17 protein-coding genes and 3 pseudogenes are annotated in these 17,151 nt (G+C 69.1%); 6 read left to right on the forward strand and 14 right to left on the reverse strand.

Annotation, left to right across the window (positions count from 1 at the left end; translation table 11 throughout):
* Positions 1 to 29: 29 nt before the first annotated feature.
* The 4 genes from C6376_RS36745 to C6376_RS36760 are packed head-to-tail and all read right to left on the reverse strand — an operon-like array spanning position 30 to position 3,274.
* Entirely contained in the window at positions 30 to 1,220 is a 1,191-nt protein-coding gene (locus C6376_RS36745; protein WP_107447366.1) for an NAD(P)/FAD-dependent oxidoreductase, read from the reverse strand.
* The gene (locus C6376_RS36750; protein ID WP_159083370.1) at positions 1,217 to 1,444 is read right to left on the reverse strand and encodes a ferredoxin; all 228 of its coding nucleotides are present in this window, start codon (positions 1,442 to 1,444) and stop codon (positions 1,217 to 1,219) included. Before C6376_RS36750 ends, C6376_RS36745 begins: the two co-directional genes overlap by 4 nt.
* Before the next feature lie 40 nt (positions 1,445 to 1,484).
* Positions 1,485 to 2,684, reverse strand: a complete 1,200-nt coding sequence (locus C6376_RS36755) for an amidohydrolase family protein (protein ID WP_107447368.1) — start codon at positions 2,682 to 2,684, stop codon at positions 1,485 to 1,487.
* A complete protein-coding gene (locus C6376_RS36760) occupies positions 2,681 to 3,274 on the reverse strand; it encodes an amino acid synthesis family protein (protein WP_254076218.1) in 594 nt (197 codons plus the stop codon). Before C6376_RS36760 ends, C6376_RS36755 begins: the two co-directional genes overlap by 4 nt.
* 271 nt (positions 3,275 to 3,545) lie before the next feature.
* Between C6376_RS36760 and C6376_RS46605 the strand changes: the two genes are divergently transcribed.
* On the forward strand, positions 3,546 to 3,848 hold the full coding sequence (locus C6376_RS46605) for an FAD-dependent oxidoreductase (protein ID WP_367881095.1): 303 nt from the start codon (positions 3,546 to 3,548) through the stop codon (positions 3,846 to 3,848).
* Here C6376_RS46605 and C6376_RS44585 read toward each other — a convergent pair.
* On the reverse strand, positions 3,818 to 4,018 hold the full coding sequence (locus C6376_RS44585) for a hypothetical protein (protein ID WP_107447371.1): 201 nt from the start codon (positions 4,016 to 4,018) through the stop codon (positions 3,818 to 3,820). The two genes, C6376_RS46605 and C6376_RS44585, sit on opposite strands and share 31 nt — an antisense overlap.
* Positions 4,019 to 4,133: 115 nt before the next feature.
* A pseudogene (locus tag C6376_RS46610) lies at positions 4,134 to 4,388 on the reverse strand (IS110 family transposase); the annotation flags it as partial.
* Between C6376_RS46610 and C6376_RS44590 the strand changes: the two are divergent.
* The 4 genes and pseudogenes from C6376_RS44590 to C6376_RS45865 all read left to right on the forward strand — a co-directional run.
* Positions 4,297 to 4,683: a hypothetical protein gene (locus C6376_RS44590; RefSeq protein ID WP_173985545.1), complete on the forward strand. Its 387-nt coding sequence runs from the start codon at positions 4,297 to 4,299 to the stop codon at positions 4,681 to 4,683. The pseudogene C6376_RS46610 and the gene C6376_RS44590 overlap by 92 nt on opposite strands.
* Positions 4,656 to 4,967 carry an oxidoreductase C-terminal domain-containing protein gene (locus tag C6376_RS36780; protein WP_159083372.1) on the forward strand — a complete coding sequence of 104 codons (312 nt, stop codon included), beginning with the start codon at positions 4,656 to 4,658 and terminating at the stop codon, positions 4,965 to 4,967. The genes C6376_RS44590 and C6376_RS36780 overlap by 28 nt, the downstream gene beginning before the upstream one ends.
* 89 nt (positions 4,968 to 5,056) lie before the next feature.
* Entirely contained in the window at positions 5,057 to 5,881 is an 825-nt protein-coding gene (locus C6376_RS36785) for an alpha/beta hydrolase (protein ID WP_107447373.1), read from the forward strand.
* 532 nt (positions 5,882 to 6,413) lie between these two features.
* Positions 6,414 to 6,821: pseudogene (locus C6376_RS45865) on the forward strand (AAA domain-containing protein); the annotation flags it as partial.
* 108 nt (positions 6,822 to 6,929) lie between these two features.
* On the opposite strand, the pseudogene C6376_RS36795 reads toward C6376_RS45865, so the two are convergent.
* From C6376_RS36795 to C6376_RS36810, 4 genes and pseudogenes are all read right to left on the reverse strand, one after another.
* A pseudogene (locus tag C6376_RS36795) lies at positions 6,930 to 7,157 on the reverse strand (hypothetical protein); the annotation flags it as partial.
* A 66-nt stretch (positions 7,158 to 7,223) separates the two neighbouring features.
* On the reverse strand, positions 7,224 to 8,354 hold the full coding sequence (locus tag C6376_RS36800; RefSeq protein WP_107447374.1) for a DnaB-like helicase N-terminal domain-containing protein: 1,131 nt from the start codon (positions 8,352 to 8,354) through the stop codon (positions 7,224 to 7,226).
* Positions 8,354 to 9,628 (reverse strand): DNA cytosine methyltransferase, encoded by a 1,275-nt coding sequence (locus tag C6376_RS36805; RefSeq protein WP_107447375.1) that lies wholly within the window; start codon positions 9,626 to 9,628, stop codon positions 8,354 to 8,356. Before C6376_RS36805 ends, C6376_RS36800 begins: the two co-directional genes overlap by 1 nt.
* On the reverse strand, positions 9,625 to 10,497 hold the full coding sequence (locus C6376_RS36810) for a hypothetical protein (protein ID WP_173985800.1): 873 nt from the start codon (positions 10,495 to 10,497) through the stop codon (positions 9,625 to 9,627). Before C6376_RS36810 ends, C6376_RS36805 begins: the two co-directional genes overlap by 4 nt.
* Positions 10,498 to 10,741: 244 nt before the next feature.
* Here C6376_RS36810 and C6376_RS36815 point away from each other — a divergent pair, with 244 nt between their 5' ends.
* Entirely contained in the window at positions 10,742 to 11,107 is a 366-nt protein-coding gene (locus C6376_RS36815; protein ID WP_254076151.1) for a DUF4440 domain-containing protein, read from the forward strand.
* A gap of 75 nt (positions 11,108 to 11,182) precedes the next feature.
* On the opposite strand, the gene C6376_RS36820 is transcribed toward C6376_RS36815, so the two are convergent.
* Genes C6376_RS36820 through C6376_RS44860 form a run of 4 tightly spaced genes read right to left on the reverse strand, consistent with a single transcriptional unit; the run spans position 11,183 to position 17,098 of the window.
* A complete protein-coding gene (locus C6376_RS36820) occupies positions 11,183 to 11,605 on the reverse strand; it encodes a hypothetical protein (protein WP_107446518.1) in 423 nt (140 codons plus the stop codon).
* Positions 11,602 to 13,749, reverse strand: a complete 2,148-nt coding sequence (locus tag C6376_RS36825) for a hypothetical protein (RefSeq protein WP_107446519.1) — start codon at positions 13,747 to 13,749, stop codon at positions 11,602 to 11,604. Before C6376_RS36825 ends, C6376_RS36820 begins: the two co-directional genes overlap by 4 nt.
* Complete coding sequence (locus C6376_RS36830; RefSeq protein ID WP_107446520.1) at positions 13,746 to 15,581, reverse strand: hypothetical protein; 1,836 nt, start codon at positions 15,579 to 15,581, stop codon at positions 13,746 to 13,748. The genes C6376_RS36825 and C6376_RS36830 overlap by 4 nt, the downstream gene beginning before the upstream one ends.
* Positions 15,578 to 17,098 (reverse strand): site-specific integrase, encoded by a 1,521-nt coding sequence (locus C6376_RS44860; protein WP_216825632.1) that lies wholly within the window; start codon positions 17,096 to 17,098, stop codon positions 15,578 to 15,580. Before C6376_RS44860 ends, C6376_RS36830 begins: the two co-directional genes overlap by 4 nt.
* Positions 17,099 to 17,151 lie beyond the last annotated feature (53 nt).

Below are 17,151 nucleotides of genomic sequence, written 5' to 3' on the forward strand. Positions count from 1 at the left end.
TGGGTAGGGAGGCGTTGTGCTGGGGCGGGTCAGGAGGCGACCAGGCCGGACCCGACCACCTCGGGGAAGGGTGTGCGGGCAGCGACCGCCTGGCGCAGCGTGGCGAGTTGGCGTGGAGCGTTGACGCACACGGCGCCGCTCAGGAGTCCTCCGCGGCCGTAGACCGCGACGAGGGTGGTGTCGTTCTCGGCGAGGATCGCGACGTCGTCCGCTGCCCCCGGCCGGCCGACGCAGCGCAGTTTCGCGTCGAACTGGTCGGTCCAGAAGAAGGGGACGGACTCGAAGGGGCGCTGCTCGCCGAGCAGGGTCGCGGCGGCGTGACGGCCCTGCTCCACGGCGTTGGTCCAGTGCTCGACGCGCATCGACTCGTCGAATGTCCGGTTGTGCCATCGGGCCACATCCCCGGCGGCCACGACGTCGGGGACATTGGTCGCGAGGTCCGGTTCGCAGAGGATTCCGTCCCCGAGCGACACCTCGGACCCGGCCAGCCAGGATGTGGCGGGTGTCGCGCCGACGGCGACGAGCAGGGCATCGGCCGTGAGGGTCTCCCCGTCGGCCAGCCGGACCAGAGTTCGAGGGCCCTTCTCCTCGATCTCTGCGACACCCGTGGCACAGAGGACGCGGACGCCGTGTGCCTCGTGCCGACGTCGGAACCAGTCGCCCACCCCGGGGCCGAAGGCCCGGTTCATCGGCGACGCGGCGATGTCGACGACCGTCACGTCGAGCCCCAGCCCTCGCGCGGTGGCGGCTGCCTCCATTCCGATGAAGCCCGCGCCGATCACGACGAGATGACCGGAGCGCCGGAGGATCCGGAGCAGCCGCTCGGCGTCGTCGATGCCGCGGAGCTCGTGGGCACGGGTGATCCCGGCTGTTTGGGCGGGTCTGCGCGAGGACGAGCCGGTCGCGATGACCAGGCCGTCGTACGCGATCGTCCTCCCGTCGTCCAGCAGGACGACTCGACGGTGGGTGTCCAGGCCCGAGGCAGCGTGTCCGAGGCGAAGGGTGACGCCGTTCTCCGCGTACCAGCCGGAGGGCCGCAACGCCAGTTCTCCGTGGTCGACTCCGCCGGCCAGCGCCTCCTTGGACAGCGGCGGTCTGGTGTACGGAAGGTACAACTCCGCGCCCACGAGGACGAGTTCGCCTGAGAAGCCGCGTTCCCGTATCTCCTCCAGCGCGTTGACGCCTGCCAGAGAACCGCCAACCACCACGATGCGCTTCACGGTTTCGGCCCCTCGACGCGTATGGCCTGGGCCGGGCAGCAGCGGGCGGACGCCTCGGCCTTAGCTCGCAGTGCGTCGCCGGGGTCGCTCAGGCGAAGGACCGCTCTGTTGCCGTCTTCGTCGAAGTCCCATATCTCGGGGGCTTCGATGAGGCAGTTGGCGTACCCCTGGCACTTGGCCGGTTCGAAGATCACCTGGACGGACATGACACTCTTCCTGTTCACGCGGGGCACGTTCCGCTGATGGCCCCAGTCGGGGATTGCTCTAGTGACCGGCGGCGGCGAGGTGTGGCATGGCCGGCTCGACCTGCACCAGGCGCGCCGCCCTGGGTGTGTTGCGGCTGGTCAGGTTTCGCAGGACACCGGTGGTGATCACGGCGGTGATGCCGGGGATGTCCCCGATGGCCAGGGCTGCGATCGCGTCGTCGGCGGTCGATCCCCAGGGCGCGTCCATCACGACGATGTCAGCGGCCGCCCCGGCGGCGATGAAACCGGCGGGCAGGCTCCAGGTCCGGGCGTTGTTCCCGGTGGCGGCAGCCCACACCTGGGCCGGGTCGATACCGGACAGGGAGGAGAGCTCCGCCACCGTCTTGATGACGCCCAGCGGCATCACACCGGTGCCGGTCGGCGTGTCCGAGCCGATGACCACACGGTCGAAGCGGTCCTCCGCGTGGCATTTCTCGATGATCCGGACCGCGGACCGGAGATTTCCGGCCTGTACCAGCTGCAGGGCCATCCCGGTCTGCTCGATGATCGTGTCCACGCCCGCAGCCGGCAGCGACGTGGGGCCGCCGTTGATGTGTCCGCACACGTCGGGCGCGAGGTGGAGCAGGTGTTCCGGTGTGATCGGCTTGCTGCCGGGAATACTGGCACCGCCGGAGTGGCACATGACCGTGATGCCGTGCTGCTGCGCGGCGCGGACCTGGTCGTATCCGTCAGCCGGGTCCTCGTAGAGCCCGAACCCGAACTTGGCGAGGCGGACACCGGCGGCCTGGAGGTCCGCGAAGTCCTGGTCGGTCAAGCACGGTTCGAGGACGACGGACCCCGCGTGCACGGTCATGCCTCCTGGGTTGAAGCCCGCGAAGCAGGACCTGGCGGCGATGGCCAGCGCCTTGACGCCCGTGGCGTCGTGCGGTCGTCCGGGGGCGTGGATCTCGCCGGGCGAAACCACGCTGGTGATGCCGCCGTGCACATAACTGGCCAGGAAGTCGACGGTCTTCTGACGAGGTGTGTAGTCCCCGAGTACGACGTGACAGTGCGAGTCGATCAGCCCTGGGGCGATCGTCGCGCCCTGGGCGTCGACGACGACCTCGCTTGCCTTCACCTGTGCGGCCAGTTCCGCCCTCCGGCCGACCGCTGTGATCGTGCCGTCGACGGCGATCACGGTATCGGCGTCCGCGATGACGGGTTGCCGGTGGTCGCCGGACAGGATCGTGCCCGCGCCGGTGACGGCGATGCTGCTCACGACGTCGCCTTGGACGTGTCCGTGGCTTTCGCCTCGGCGGCGGTCATTCCACCCACCCGGGCATTGATCCGGCCCCGGTTGGCGACCGCCGCGATGATGACCAGTTCATCGGGGTGGGGGGCGTCAGGGAGGTGCACGGTGATCGCGTCGTAGTGGCTGCGGACCCAGATCTCGTCCTTGAAGGCGAGGGGTACGTCGATGGTCGTGCCGGCGGCCCCCGCCTTGGTGACGGACGTGATCCACGCCTTGCCGCCGCCGATCGCGTCGCGCAGGGCGTTGCCGAAGGTGGAGGTGAGCGCGGCGTTGATGTGCTCCTGCTCGCCGTCGGTGCCGACGACGCCCGCCTTGCCGTAGCTCTGCGGTGCCTGGCCGAGCAGACGCACGGCCTCTTCACCGAGTCGGGTGCCGATCTCCTGGGACGCTTCTATGAGCTCGGAGAGATCGGCGACGTAACCGCGGCCGGCGAACGGGTTGGTGACCACGGCGCAGACCGCGATCTTCTTCAGCGGCCCCTGGCCGTCCGTCCGTCCGGCGGCGAGATGGGTTTCCTCTATCTGGGCGAAGGTCCTACGGACGACCAGACCACTCACGGCACTTTCCTCCATTGCGGCTCTGCCTGCAGACGCTGCAGCGATGGGAAAGACACTAGGAAAGCTGCTGCCGCCACACAGTCCCCGTTCGGGTGTATTGGGCCCGCCCGGGTCCGGGACCGAGTACGGCCGAGATTTAGGAGTACTCCATGGTCGCCCTGAAGGCGGGACTTCCCGTCGCCGCGACGGCCACCCAGGGTGAAAGGGAAACTGCTGGACATGGAAATTCGTTGGTCGTGCGCGTGGACGACTGCGGTAGCACATCTGCTACCTGCGGACGGCCGATGACGCAGCGCCGCTACGGGAACGCCTACGAGCCGCGTCTCGTGTCGCGGTGATCGGCGGCGACTTCGCCGCGCTCGAGGTGACTGCCAGGGCGACCGGGATCGGAGTGCTCACGACGGTCATCGAGGTGGCGCCGGTGCCGATGGCGCGCGCCCTCGGCGACGAGCTGGGCAGGTGGTTCCGGCGTCTGCACGAGCATCATGGTGTGGTGATGGTCTGGGGGTGCTTCTATCTGTTCGGTCAAGGCTGTGGGTTTGGTCAGGCTGTTTGTTCGTGCCCGGGTCGGTAAAGGGTGCGGTGCTTGAGCATGGCGTGCAGGACGTCGACGTGGCGGCGGGTGAGGCAGATGAGGGCCGCGTTGTGGCGCTTCTTCTCGGCGCGCTTCTTGTCGTGGTAGGTCCGCGATTCGGGGCTGCTCAGCGAGGCGAACGAGGCCAGGAACTGGGCCCGTTTGAGCATCTTGTTGCCGCCGCGGGTCGGTCCTTCGCCCCGGATGGAGGTCCCAGAGCGATGGGTCGCGGGGGGTCAGTCCCGCGTAGGAGGCCAGGTGGGCGGCGGTGGGGAACACGCCGGCGTCGCCGACCTCGGCCAGGATGCGGGCTCCGGTCCTGACCGCGACCCCGGGCATGGAGGTCAGGACCTTGGCGAGAGGATGGGCCTCCAGCAGGGCGGCGACCCGCGTTTCCAGGACGTCTCGGCGTTTGAGTACGACGGAGAGGGACTCTGCCGTTCCGGAGATGAACTCCCCCGAGGTCGTGCCAGAGACCTGCACGGTCTGCTCGGCCAGAGCGGTGGTGATCTGGTCGGCCAGGGCGTGGCCACTGCGCATCTGCGGCGCGGCGGCCAGCAATGGGCTTGCCACGGGCGTCGACCGTGTTGGTGAGGAGTACGTCGTCTCGGTGCCCGGTCGCGAGTCGGTCCGTGCCGACCTCGTGGTCGGTGCACTCGATGCGGTGCCGGTCATTGGTCGGCTCTCCGGCAGCGGAGTGGCCGTATCCGACGGCATTGTCTGCGACTTCGCCCTGCGAACTACCGTCCCCGACGTCGTCGCTGCCGGCGGCGTGGCCCGGTGGTACACCCGTTCTTCGAGGAGGACATGCGGGTCGAACAGTGGACCAACGTGACGGAGGGACGCCACGCCGCACCGACACTGCTGGGCGCAGAGGACGCCTACGCCCCCATCCTCTATTTCTGCTCCGACCAGTTCGACGCGAAGACGCGGTTCGTCGGTCGAGCCATCGCCGCCGACGAAATCGACATCCAGACCGGCACCCATCGCAGACTCGTCGCGATCTTTGCCCGCCGCGGGCACCAGATCGGCGCGCTGTGCGTGAATGCCCGCGCAGAGCTTCCCCAGCACCGGGCCGCTACCGCGGCGCGGTCGAACGTGTCGTCACCACCGGTCTGAGACGCAATCCTGCGCCGCAGGTTCGCAAGACCCCGAATTGCCCCGTGCGGGTGACACAGAACTGCCCGCTTCGCAGGGACGATCAACATATGCCAAATAAGACTTCCTCTACGACAACCGAAGTTGTCGACGGAATCGCGCTGACGCAGGTCGAACCGGATGGCGGAGCCACCCACGCCAACCCGATCGTCTTCGTCCACGGTGGGTGCCACGGCGCGTGGTGCTTTGCCGAATGGCAGGGTTGGTTCGCCGCGCGCGGCTGGCGCAATGTCGCATTGGACTGGCGCTCACACGGCTCCTCTGCACCCATGGAGCAGCAGCAGTGGCTCAAGCGTCCCATCACTGCAGTCGCCGAAGACGTCGAAATCGCGGTCGCGCGCCTGGCTGAGACGACCGACGCTGCACCGATCGTCGTCGGACAGAGCATGGGGGGACTGGCCACCTTGACCTACGCCGCGACCACTGGTCGAGACTTGGCTGCGATCGCGCTCATGGCACCGGTGTTGCCGGGGCGTTTCGCTCCAGAACCGGTGGATCTCGCGATCGACATGGACCAGCCATGGGGGCCGCCGCCGCTGGAAGTCGCCCGCGAACTGTTCTGGCCGCGGGTCAACCAGGAGGTCGCGAAGACGTACTACGCGCGGCTCCAACCGGAGTCGCCGACGGCCGTCTGGCAGGCTACACGCTGGACTGCTGAGGTCGACGTCGCTGCGGTCCGGGCGCCGTCACTCGTAGTCGCCGCCGGCGACGACGTTCTTGCGCCGGCCGACCACGTTCGTGCCCTCGGTCGCGCCCTCGGGGCGTATGAGATCTATCGCGAGGACGCTGGTCATTGTCTGTCGCTCGACCCGGTCTGGAAGGAAGTCGCCGAGCAGACCGAAGCCTGGCTTCTCGACGTCGTCACAGGACCGTAGCTGTAGGTCCGGCCCGTACAAGCGGTGGCATGGGAACCCCACCGCCTGCGGCCTGTTCAGCCCGGCCGGCCACCTCGTCCCACCGGCTGCCGTCAGATCCTCCGCCTCGGCCGCCATTGGCACTGGGGCCATGTCGTCACCAGCGCCCGCCAGCGGGCAGAGCAGGCAAGCACTTGCAAGTCCGCGCAGTCTCGGCCAAGTTGGCCCCGTCTGCTCGAGTACTACCGCGAGTGCGTGCTGTCCGACGAGACCGATACACCGCTGATGTCTGTAGGCGATCGGGAGTCCGCCTATATGTCTGCCTCTCCGGCTCGGAGCGCTTTCTGTCCGGTGATGTCGACGACGACGGCTGCATCCCCGGCCCGGCAGAGGCCAGCCTTCTGATCGAGTCCGCCACCGAACAGGAGGCCGAACTCTGGGCCGCTACCCGGCCGTGCTCGTGACCGGACCGCGTGGCGGTCGGCCGTGGCGGCACCCGAAGTTCGCCCCGCTGCTGATCCGCCGCGTGGAGATCGTCCCCGGAGACGGCCAGGTGCGGCTCAAGCCGTACGGTATCTACGAACAGGGCCTGACGGTCCTCACCGACACCCGAGGCCGGCCGTCCCTGCCGAGGCGATCAATCTTCTGGTCGCACGTTCCCGGCCCAGCCACCCGGTCCCCGTCCGGCAGCTCTTGGGTGAACTATGACGAGATCAGACAGGTGGACAGCTTCGTACGCACGCTGCTGGAACAGCTTCCTGAGGACGCCTCGATTGGTGTGGCCACGCCGTTCAAGCCGCAAGCCGACGAACTCCGGGACCGGCTGCGGCAATACGACCAGCAGCGCGTGCGCGTCGGCACCGTACACACCTTCCAGGGAGGGGAACGCGACGTCATGGTCTTTTCCCTCGTCGCAGGCGAGGGCATGCACGCAGGCGCCATCGGCTGGGTCCACCGCCAACTCAACCTGTGGAACGTCGCCATCACGCGCGCCCGCAGCCACCTCATCGTGGTCCGGGACATGAACCTGTGGCGCGAGCGGGGTGGTGTCGCCGCCGAACTCCTGAGCGCCTTCGGCGGTCAGGTGCTTGGCTGCGTCCTGGGCCCAGTAGGGCTCCTCGTGGTCGATGCGGACCAGGACCAGGACGTTGTCGGCGACGACGGTCCAGTCGGCTGCCTCCAGACCCAAGTGGGCGATGTGGGCCTGGGTGCCGGTCAGGACGGCGGTCACGGCGCTGGGATGGGTGGGGTGGGTGTCGAGGCGGACGTGGGCGTCGATGGGGAGTGCAGTGGTCACGTTGGGGTGTCGTCTCTTCTGCCGGTGGCCGGGTCTTCGGGTCCGGCCACCGGCGTATGCGGGGTGCTATCGGGTTGCTCGCGCGGCGCGGGCGCTGTGGGCGGCCGTGGTGGTCGGCGGGCCGGCACGAGTGGTGGGCGCCGGCCTCGGTCGCTGCGGCGGGACCGTTTTGGTGGCGTGCTGCCAGCGGGTGCGGACGGCGCCGATCTCGGCGAGGGATCGGCGGGCGCCGGCGACGAGTTGGAACGGCGTGTTCGCCGGGTCGCCGGCGTACGCCGCGATGCGTCTGCCGGTGTGATCGGCGGTTGCCAGGAGGGAGCGCTGCAGGGCGCGCTCGCCCCAGTGCTCCACGGACCCGGCTGGTTCGGCCAGCAGGCGGAGCACCTCTCCCGGTTCACTTCCGTCGTCCAGCAGACCGCGCTGTTGGGCCTCCCACAGGACAGTGACCGGGTCGACGGGCTCGCGGCGCCGGGCAAGAGCGGTCAGGCACTGCCACAGGCCGGCGTGCAGCGGCCGGGTGAGGTCGTCGGGGAGCAGCCACCGGACGGACTCGATATCGGATGGGTGGGCGGTGGCGGTCGCGAGCAGCAGCCGCTCCTCCTCGACTGCCTCGATGTAGTCGGGCGTGATGGCAGGCGGCGGTGCCAGCGTGCGTGGCAGGACGCCGGCGCGCGGTGGGAAGCGGCTCGCGATGTCGTCCACGACCGCGGCGAGCGCGTCGGCCTCGGCGAGCACCGTCTGGACGGGCTGTGGGTGGGAGGCATCGTGGACGGTCTGGACGAGGCGTTCGGCGGCCGTCTGCAGACGGCGGCGGGCGTGTTCGGCCTCGACCATCCGTGCGTAGGCCGGTGCGTGGCGGGGCCAGGGGCAGACCTGGACGAGGGTGTGCAGGTAGGAGGCGGTCAGTCCGCGCGCCTGCTCGCGGCTTGTGGCGAGTACCTGGTCGAGCCACTTGGTGTTCTTGGCGTGCTCGGCAGGGTCGGGCGGGGGCAGGGTGCTGATCGCTGTGTACAAGGCGGAGTGCGCGGCAGTGGAGAACGAGTTGCCGGCGATGCCGGTCACGTCGGCGAGACGGTGCGGATCGAGGAGAAGGGCGCCGAGGAGGGCCTGCTCGACGTAGTGCACGGGCGGCGGCGGATGCGTGTCGGGCAGGTCGTCGAGGTCGCTGTCCTCGTCAGGTTCGGGGGTGTAGGACATCAGGCGGCGAGGGTGAAGTCGTTGGGGTCGAGGGTGACGCCGAGGTGCGGGGCGAGGAGGTGGCCGGCGAGCAACGGCGGTACGGCGTTGCCGATCTGGGAGAACTGCTGGCCCTTGTTTCCGGCCCAGGGGTAGTCGGCAGGGAAGGTCTGCAAGAGGCCGGCCTCGCGGGCGGTGATCCGGATCGGCTCCGGCACCGCTGGCGTGTCCGTGTCCTGCATCGGTGCGAGGGCCGGTGCGGCGACCCAGGTGCACTCGTTCGCCCGGTGACCGAAGAACAGCGTGCCTGCTGGCTCGGACAGCGGACGGATGGTGGCGTTGGCCGGGTTGTTGCTGCGCAGGGACCAGGACCAGCGGTGCGCCTCGGCGGTGAACGTCGGCGCCGGGGCGGTGGCGGTGGGGTTCTCGCGGGTGCCGAGCCGGGCGGCCCGTCCGGTTCCTTCGCGGCGGGACTGCAGGACCACAGCCTTCGGCCGCGGCATCCACGTGCCGCGATCCCGGGCGTCGGAGAGCGTCTTGCGGGAGCCTGAAGGGAACGGTTCGGGCCCGCCGCCGGGTCCGCCGCCGGCGCAGACGGTGGGGACGGGCCGGTCGGTGGCGCCCCAGCCGAGGGCCTCGGCCATCGACACCCATCGGTCACGGCCTGGCCCGAACAGGCTCTCCGGCTCGGCGGTCTGGGCGTGCGTGGGTGGTGGTGGCTGGGCGGTGCGGACGCGGGAGGCGAGCAGGATTGCCCGCCGCCTGGTTTGCGGTACGCCGAAGTTGGCGGCGTTGAGGATCCCGTACCAGACGGAGAAGCCCCATCCGCGCAGCACGGAGGCGTACTGCTTCCACAGCGGCAGGACGTCGGGCACTTCTTCCATGGCGACCCACTCAGGCTCGCCGACGGTGTTGAGGGCGTGGAGGTAGCGCATGGGCTCGGCGGCCAGCAGCGAGCGTTCGTCCCGGCAGGCGGTCAGGAGCTTCTCGCGGGTGTCGCGTCCGGCGGCGAGGTCTGCCACTGCCTGGTGCACGAGCGGCTGGTCCACCAGGCCGAGGCGCTTGCCGGCCATGGACCATGCCTGGCAGGGCGGGCTCGCAATCAGCCCGGCGGTCTTGCCGAGGAAGGGCCAGACGGGATAAAGCGCCACGTCGGTGCGAATGGTCAACTGCCCTGCCGCCGCACGGGTCTTGCAGGCCCACTCATCCCATTCCAGGCCCACGTCCCGTACGCCGAGGACGTTAAGCGAGTGGCTCCATCCGCCCGGTCCCGCAAACAGGTCCAGGATGGTCAAGAGGCCAGCCCGAAGTCGTCCTGTACCGGCTCGGCTTCACCGCGGCAGGCCCACGGGGAACAGCCGTCGACGACGCCCTGCTCCACCTCCTGAAGGTCCGGTCCGCTGTCGGTGAGTTCTTGCTGCATCGCCGCCCATTCGGCGGCGGTGACGTGATCGATGGGAGCTTCGCTGAGGGGTACGCGGGAGCGGTGGAGAAACGCCTCGCCGAGCAGACGGTTGCCGGTGGCGTTGGCGCGGGCGTTTCCCTTGCGGATGGCTGCGTCGAACTCCACCACGTCCTCCCATTCCTCCGGGGAGTTGTCGCGGATGTTGCGCCATTGGGCGTTTCCGTGGAACGGGCACCCAAGGCAGCTCGATTTCGGGGTGTCGGCCAGACCGAGCGACGTCAGATAGCGGACGCAGTCGGATCGTGACCAGCCCATGTCGATGAGCGGGTGCCGGTTGCGCATGTACTTGACGTCGGCGTCCTTGGCCCGGTGGAATTCGTCGGTGGAGATGCCGACCCACTGCTCGACGAAGACGCCCTTGGGGATGCGTGCCGGATAGGGGTAGCCGAGTATTTCGCGGACCTTTTTCTTGATCGGATTAATTTTGTATTCCCCGGTGCATTGCCGCCTGGTCATACCCGGATTTCCGTCCTTGTTCAGGACGTAGAGCGGCATCGACGCAAACCTGTGGTCGGGGTCCAGGGCATCGTTGCGTATGTTTCCGGACGATACGCGGAGAACGGGTATGCCTGCGGGTCCGGCTATTTCTCGCTCCAGCCGGTCGAGATGGGAATAAACGGCTCTAGGTTCCCAGCCCGTGTCGGCGAAAATTGCGTAGTCGACCTTCGGGAGGATGCCTTGTGCGGAGAGGGCGAGCATGGCGCTGGACTGGATACCGGCACCTCTGTCACCTATTCGGGGCTGTTGCATCCAGCCTCTGGCGCGGAGCGCCAGTGGCTGGCCTCGTTCGCGTCGGACGGCAGCACCTGCGCACGAGTTCCGGGGCCAGGTGGCCATCGCCTGTTCAGAGATGTTCGCGAGTCTTGGCGGCATCTCCGTGCCGTGGCCGCGTCGCGTGAAGAATTCGCTGTGCTCCGGGCAGGCGTGTCCGTAGGGTTCCTGCATGGCGGATGAGAGTGAGCAGGCCGTGCAAGCGGCCATTGATGGGGAGTTGCGGCTTCTCGACCCTGAGGTGCGTGCTTCTCCGGCCCGTGTCCTGGAGCTTCTGGATCCGGAGTTCACCGAGATCGGCGCTTCTGGACGCCGGTGGGATGTGGAGTCGATCCTCACCGTGACGAGCGGCGGCTCGGTGTCCCCGGAGTCTCCGGTCAAGGTCAGCGAAATGTCCGGTGCCGTCCTTGCTCCGGGCATCGTCCATCTGACGTACTTCGCCGACAACCAGGGCCGCCGGGCATGGCGGAGTTCGTTGTGGCGCCTGACAGAGACGGGCTGGCGGATGTACTTCCACCAGGGAACTTTGACCAGCTGAGCGTGTGTAGCCGCCGCCCGTGAGTGCGGAGGTCGCCGAGCCGACCGTGACGCCAGCCGGGCGGCGGCACAGAGTTCAGGCCCGCGGTGGTGTTGTGGCTTCGGCCGGGAGACGGCGGACGTTCGCTGGGAGGGGCCTGTCTCGTCGGAGCTCTGCGAGTTCGGTGGTGAGAGCGTGGATGACTTGGGCATAGATCTCGTTTCGTTCGGTCAGTTCGCTGTTGTGCTGGCGTAGCCGTTTGTGTGCGGCTTCGAGGTCGTCGACCTTGGCCTGGAGGGTTTGGAACGCGGCGGGAATTCCGTTCACAGATTCCCGGGCTTTTTCAAATTCCTTGCGAAGGTCGGGGTGTTTGTGGGTGAGGACCCATCGCTTTACTCCGGCCTCGGCGGCGAGCTGGATGACGGTGAGGGCTCCGGTGGAGCAGGTCGGTGTGCCGGCCAGCAGGCGTTGCATTGCCGCTCGGATGGCGTCGCGTTCGGCTGTGCGGTTGGTGCTCATGGCCGGGGCTCCTGGTGGTTGGCGATGACCTGCTGGAGCCGTGCGAGCTCGTGTTGTTCGCGTGCGTGGCGGATGGGTGGGGCGAGCGGGTCGTCGACGATGGCCTGCAGGGTGTCGACGCGTGTGCGCAGGAAGTCGATGTCGCGGTCGGTGCGGGCGATGTTCACGCACGAGGGTCTGCAGTCGTCGATGTCGGGGGTGCGGCGACTGCTGCGTTCGTCAGTACTCAGCCGGCAGGCGGCGCGGGCGGGGTCAAGGACGCAGGTCATGCCCTGGCCGGGGAAGATCTGCAGGTCGGGGTTGGTGAGCAGGGTGTGGGCTTCGCGGGTGGTGCGCAGGACACGGCCGGTGAACTTGGCGGAGGCGGCGACGCGGTGGCGGTAGGTGTCGGCGGCGGGGCCGCTGACGTGCTCGCCGGCCTGGAGCTGGTCGTGGGCTTCGGCGAGGCTTTCGAGGCGGGCGAGCCATTCCTCGAAGGCCAGGTCGTCGGGGAAGCCGGAGGCGTAGTTGCCGGAGTAGCCGAGGGTCATGTTGACGCGGACGTGGCCGTACTGGATCGCGGCGGCGACCAGGCCGCGGGGGCGACGGGCGATGAACCAGGCAAGCGTTCTGCGTAGGCGGCTGAGGGCGATCTTCGGATTGGTGGGATCGGCGGGAATCGCGTCGTCGCGGTGCCGGGCTGCGCAGTAGTCGTTGATCCAGCCGATCAGTTCGGTGATGTCCTTGTTGCAGCCGGAGTCGTTGCGGGCCCGGCCGACGCGTTCCCGCAGGGGTCCCGCCTCGGATTTGCCATTGACGAGCAGGGTGTTGGGGAACAGCAGCCGCGCGTCGTGGAGACGTTGGAGCACGGTGACAGCGGTGGCGACCGGGGCGGTGACCACCCAGGGATCGGTTCGCTGTTCCCCTTCGGCGCGGAGAGCGCCGTCGGGGTGGCGGACGCCTTTCCAGTGTTTGCCGCGCAGCAGGATCAGGCCGGTGACCGGGTCGTGTTCGACGCAGCCGCGTTCGAGGTTGAGCGTCTCACCGGGCCGCTGACCTGACAGATATCCGACGATGACCAGGCAGGCGGTGCTCAGGTGGCGGGCCAGGACGGGGGCCTGATCGTAGGTGATGCGAGTGGTGAGCCAGGGCTCGTTGTCGAGGAGGCCGTGGACGGGCGTGGTGAGGTATGTGTCGTCCGCGACGGGCAGTCCCGAGTGCGCGAGAGTGCTGGCGGCTGCGCGGGTGATCTGGACGCCCAGTTGAAGGCTGAGGAAGTGGGTGTTGATGGTGGTGTGTCCGTCGGCACTCCGGCGTCCGGGCAGGGGCAGGCCGCGGGCCCGGTAGTCGTCGGCGAGCTCGGCCACCAGCAGGGGAACCGTGCCCGGCGGGCGGCGCTGCTTGCCGGGTGGAGCGGCGCTTCGGGTGGATGCGGCCCTGGCGCGGAGGGAGAGTGTCTTGTACTCGTCGAAGGCGGCGATGATGTCGTCCGCGAAGTCCTCGACGAATCGCAGAGCCCACTTCAGCAGCGGCGTCATGGTTGCGGGGTGGATGCGCGGGGTGCGGTTCTCCTCGCTGGTGCGGCGCTGCCCCAGGATGTCCTGGATGCGCTCACCGTTCCAGGGCGGTGCCTGGGGCAGGCGGTCGTCCTCGTCGGGCAGCAGATCGCGCAGTGTCCAGGTGCGTACGACTACGGCGAGGAAGTCCTCGCGTAGTTCGTGGGAGACGGCCGCGTCCTTGATGTCGGCCGCGTAGGCATCCAGGTCCGTGTCGGTGACCTGGCCGAAACGGGTGATGCCTCGGTTCTCCAGCCAGTGGGCGAAGCTCTTGAGGTATCGGCAGTAGGGAACGACGGTGCGGACGGCGGGCCGTGGGATGCCCGGGAGGAAGCCGCCGTGGTCGGCGTCCTGATGGTTGAGCATCAGCCAGGCCAGGAGCTTGATCGGGAGCCGGAAGGCGGCCGGGGCATCGTGGAAGTCCACGCAGGTGCGGGAGGTGTGCTCCTGGAAGAAGCCCGGAGTCAGATTCCAGCGGTCCTCACCGAACAGTGAGAGGTCATCGGCCCTCGTGCCGGGACGCAGCGGGCGGGTGGCCAGGACCGGGGTGTCGGGTCCGGGCAGCAGGCGCCGGACAGGCGGCGCGGCGGCGGGCAGGGCGGGTGTCATGTCAGGTCCAGTCCTCGGCTCAGGAAGCGGTCAACGAGCGCCTGGTCGGCGGGGGTGGCAGAAGTGCGGGCGTCCGCGACGGCGGCAGGCGAATAGTGGCTGAGCAGGTCGGTCAGACGGGCGGTCGGTTCGGCCAGACGTTCGGCCCAGCGCAGGGGCGTCATCTCCTGCTGACGGGCCTTCAGCGCATCCAGGGCGAGAACCTGAACGGGCAGATGGGCCGGTGTCGCTCTGGCGCAGGGACAGGACAGGCAGAGCAGGAAGGAAGCGCCGCAAGGCTTGCCAGCCGGGGTGTAGGGGCTGGCCAGCGGGTTGGTGCAGCCAGCGAGGACCGTGTCCAGACGACCGGTGATCAGTTGCTGGAGGGTGGTCGTGTCCAGGCCGTGCCGGACGGCCACCGCCGCCGGGTCGGTGCGGGCCTGTTCGATGTCCTGGGCGGACAGCACGGGGATCGGCGGAGCGGTGCGGGCGCGGGCGACCTGCTGGTCCAGGACATCAGCGACGATCTTCTGGTACTCGGCCAGATTCCCGCGGTTGCGGGCCAGGTACTCGTTGGCCAGCGTCGTCTCCGTGTGGGCGACCGGCCGCTGGTTGATCTCCAGCCAGGTCAGCCGCAGCCGGCGGCTGTCGATGTGCAGGGGCACCGCCCGGCCTTCGGCATCGGGTGCGTCGCAGACCAGATCGGTGGCCTTGCCCCACAGCTGCAGGATCTGCTTGGGCAGGCCGTGGCCGAAGCCACTGGCGTTGCGGGCGTTGTAGAACGCGAACAGCGCGTCGGACTTCAGCCGGTTGCGGGCGGGCGCGGCCAGGTCCAGCAGCAGGGCATGGACCCCGAATGGGGTGTTCAGGTCCTCACGCGCCTCCGCCGGCTCCGCCGGGACATCGCGCAAGGCCACGGTCATTGCGGCCCGGCGGCCTCCGCGACGGGGTTTGACCAGGTCGAGCTGAGCGGTCGGAGTACCCCCGGCGTGCGCGTCGGGCCGGTGGTGGGCGGTGGTTGCCGCGGCCAGGGTCGAGTAGTTCTGTCCGGTCAGGCAGAGCAGCAGGACCGCGGCGGCGCCGGTCTCGTGGTGGGTGAGGTGCAGGTGTGCGAAGACCGCGCCGATGCCGCCGACCCGGCGCACGACCTCCAGTGCGCGTGGTGTTCCGCACTCGTAGCGGGGAATGTCGCCGTGCCGGTCGAGATGGTCCAGCAGATCACCGATCTCCCAGCGGAGCCGGTCGCTCTCCCGGTCGATGGAGCCTGCCCGCCAGTCGGCCAGGAGATGGCGGCCGGCGCGGATGCGTGCGGCTGCGGTCCGCAGTTCGGATCGCGCCGTCGTGGTGATGCGCCGGAACTCGGCTGCGGTGTAACTGCAGGTAGGCGTATCGGACTTGGCGACCCGTGCCTGGGCCAGGCGGGCGGCGAACTCCGACGGCGGATCGGGGGCGAACCGCAAGATGGTCCGCAGCGCAGAAATGTCCCGGTGCAGCGTGGTCGCCCCGGTCAGCATGTATCCGTCCAGGTGGATGGCCCGAAGCTGGGCCGGAGCAGTCGGAGGGTTGGAGAGGGCAGCCAGATAACGGGCGAACCGCTTCAGGATGTTCACCGTGTCCAGGGCCGAGGTGGTGGTGCGGCGAGTCCCGGCAGGGCCCGTCACCCCCAGCACTCCCAGGGCCATCCAGTCGCGCAGTTCGCGTGCGACCGGCAGGACCGACAGGTCGATGTCCACCGGCTCGCCGCCGCGTTCCGGGAAGAACAGCACCCGGCACTGGCTGTCGTCGACGAACAACCGCTGCGGCAGCCGGTAACCGGCCCCGGGCAGCACCGCCCGGCGTCCCGCCCCGCTCATCCGGTCACCGCCGGGGCGGTGATGACCTGCCGGTGGGCGGCGAACATCTCCGCCATCAGCTCGGCCAGGACCGTGCCGTGGGCGTGCTCGATCAGCAGGGCGACATCCAGGTCGCGGAACGGCTCCAGGTACGTGTCGATCGTGGTGGACACGTCCGCATGCCCCAAAAGGGTCTGCACCAGGTGCCAGGTGTCGCCGAACTGGGCCCGGAAGTCCCGCAGTTCCTCGCCGTCCAGATGGGCGAAGCGGCGTTCATAGAGCAGCCGCCCGACCGAGAACCAGCGCAGAGCCATCGAATGGCGCAGCATGTGAGCGGTTGCCGCCACCCCTTCCAGCCCGGAGCGGGCCACCCGCTCGTTGGCGGTGTCGAAGGTGTGCTGCCACCCGCGCGGAGCCCGGGGCAGCCCATCCTCGTTCAGCCACAAGACCGCCGGAGCCAGCCCCGCCGGGGTGTCGAGGAAGATCCGCCTGCGGACCTGCGGCGTCAGCGCGTCCAGCGACACCCGCATCAGCGATCCCGTGCCGTCGACCAGCTGCAGCCGCCGCTGGCCCAGCACCCGGTGCAGCACCAGGACCTCGGACAGCCGCTCGTAGCGGCCGGCCCGCTGGGCGCGGCGTACCGCTGCAGCTCGCTCGCCCTCGCAGTAGCCGAGCGCGTCGGCCAGCACCGTGCGCGGCATCCAATAGCGCCGCCCCCGGCCGCCCTTCGCGCACGCCGACGCCAGCCGGCACGTGGAGTAGTTCCTGCTGACGCTCTCGCCGGGCAGTTCCAGCATCAAGGTGCTGGCCCACTCCGTCAGCCGCAGCCCGGTGCCGTAGAGGCCGTCCGTGAACGTGCAGTCCCGCTGACTGTTACGGCCCCGCCACCTCGACACCTCCCGGCCCTCACGGTCCAGGCCCCGCAGCCCCACATCCCGCCACAAGGCGTAGCCGCCCGGATCGAACCACTTCACGTCCCGGTCGCGCACCACATGCGGTGCGGCCTCGAAACCGGCAGTACCCGTGTAGGACGAACCCCGCTGGTGCACCAGCCGGATCACCGGATTACGTACTCCGAAACTGGGAGCGGCCCAGTCGTAGAAGGCGTTGATCGCGTCCAGGTTGTCCGACACGGTCCCACCGGCCACCCGCTCCGGGTTCGACTCGTCCGTCATCCGCCAGAACTTGAAGCCCTCGACGTCCTCCGTGCTGGCGGAGTCCCAGCGGCCCCCCACCGCGTCGAGGAAGCCCAGCCACGTGCACAGCGCGTACCCGTACTTCTCCCGGGTCCCCGCTGACCGGTTCCGCATCCGCAACGACCCGAAGAACGCATTGACCTCGGAAATGACCCGCCCGTCGGAATTGATCAGGAATTCCTGACCCGTGCGAGTCCCGTGGTCATCCGCGAGTTCCCGCAAGCTCGGCAGACCGGCCAGCACTGGGTCGGAGGCGTACCACGGCACCAGCCGGTCGGGCTCGCAGCGGCGCAGGTACCAGACCCCGAAGCGGGACCTGAAGCCCCGCAGTTGATCGCTCATGGCCCGGAACAGAACCATGCCCTACCGCTGCAGACCGCATGCAACACGCTGAA

This window comes from Streptomyces sp. P3, from assembly GCF_003032475.1.
In the GTDB taxonomy this organism is placed as follows: Bacteria; Actinomycetota; Actinomycetes; order Streptomycetales; family Streptomycetaceae; genus Streptomyces.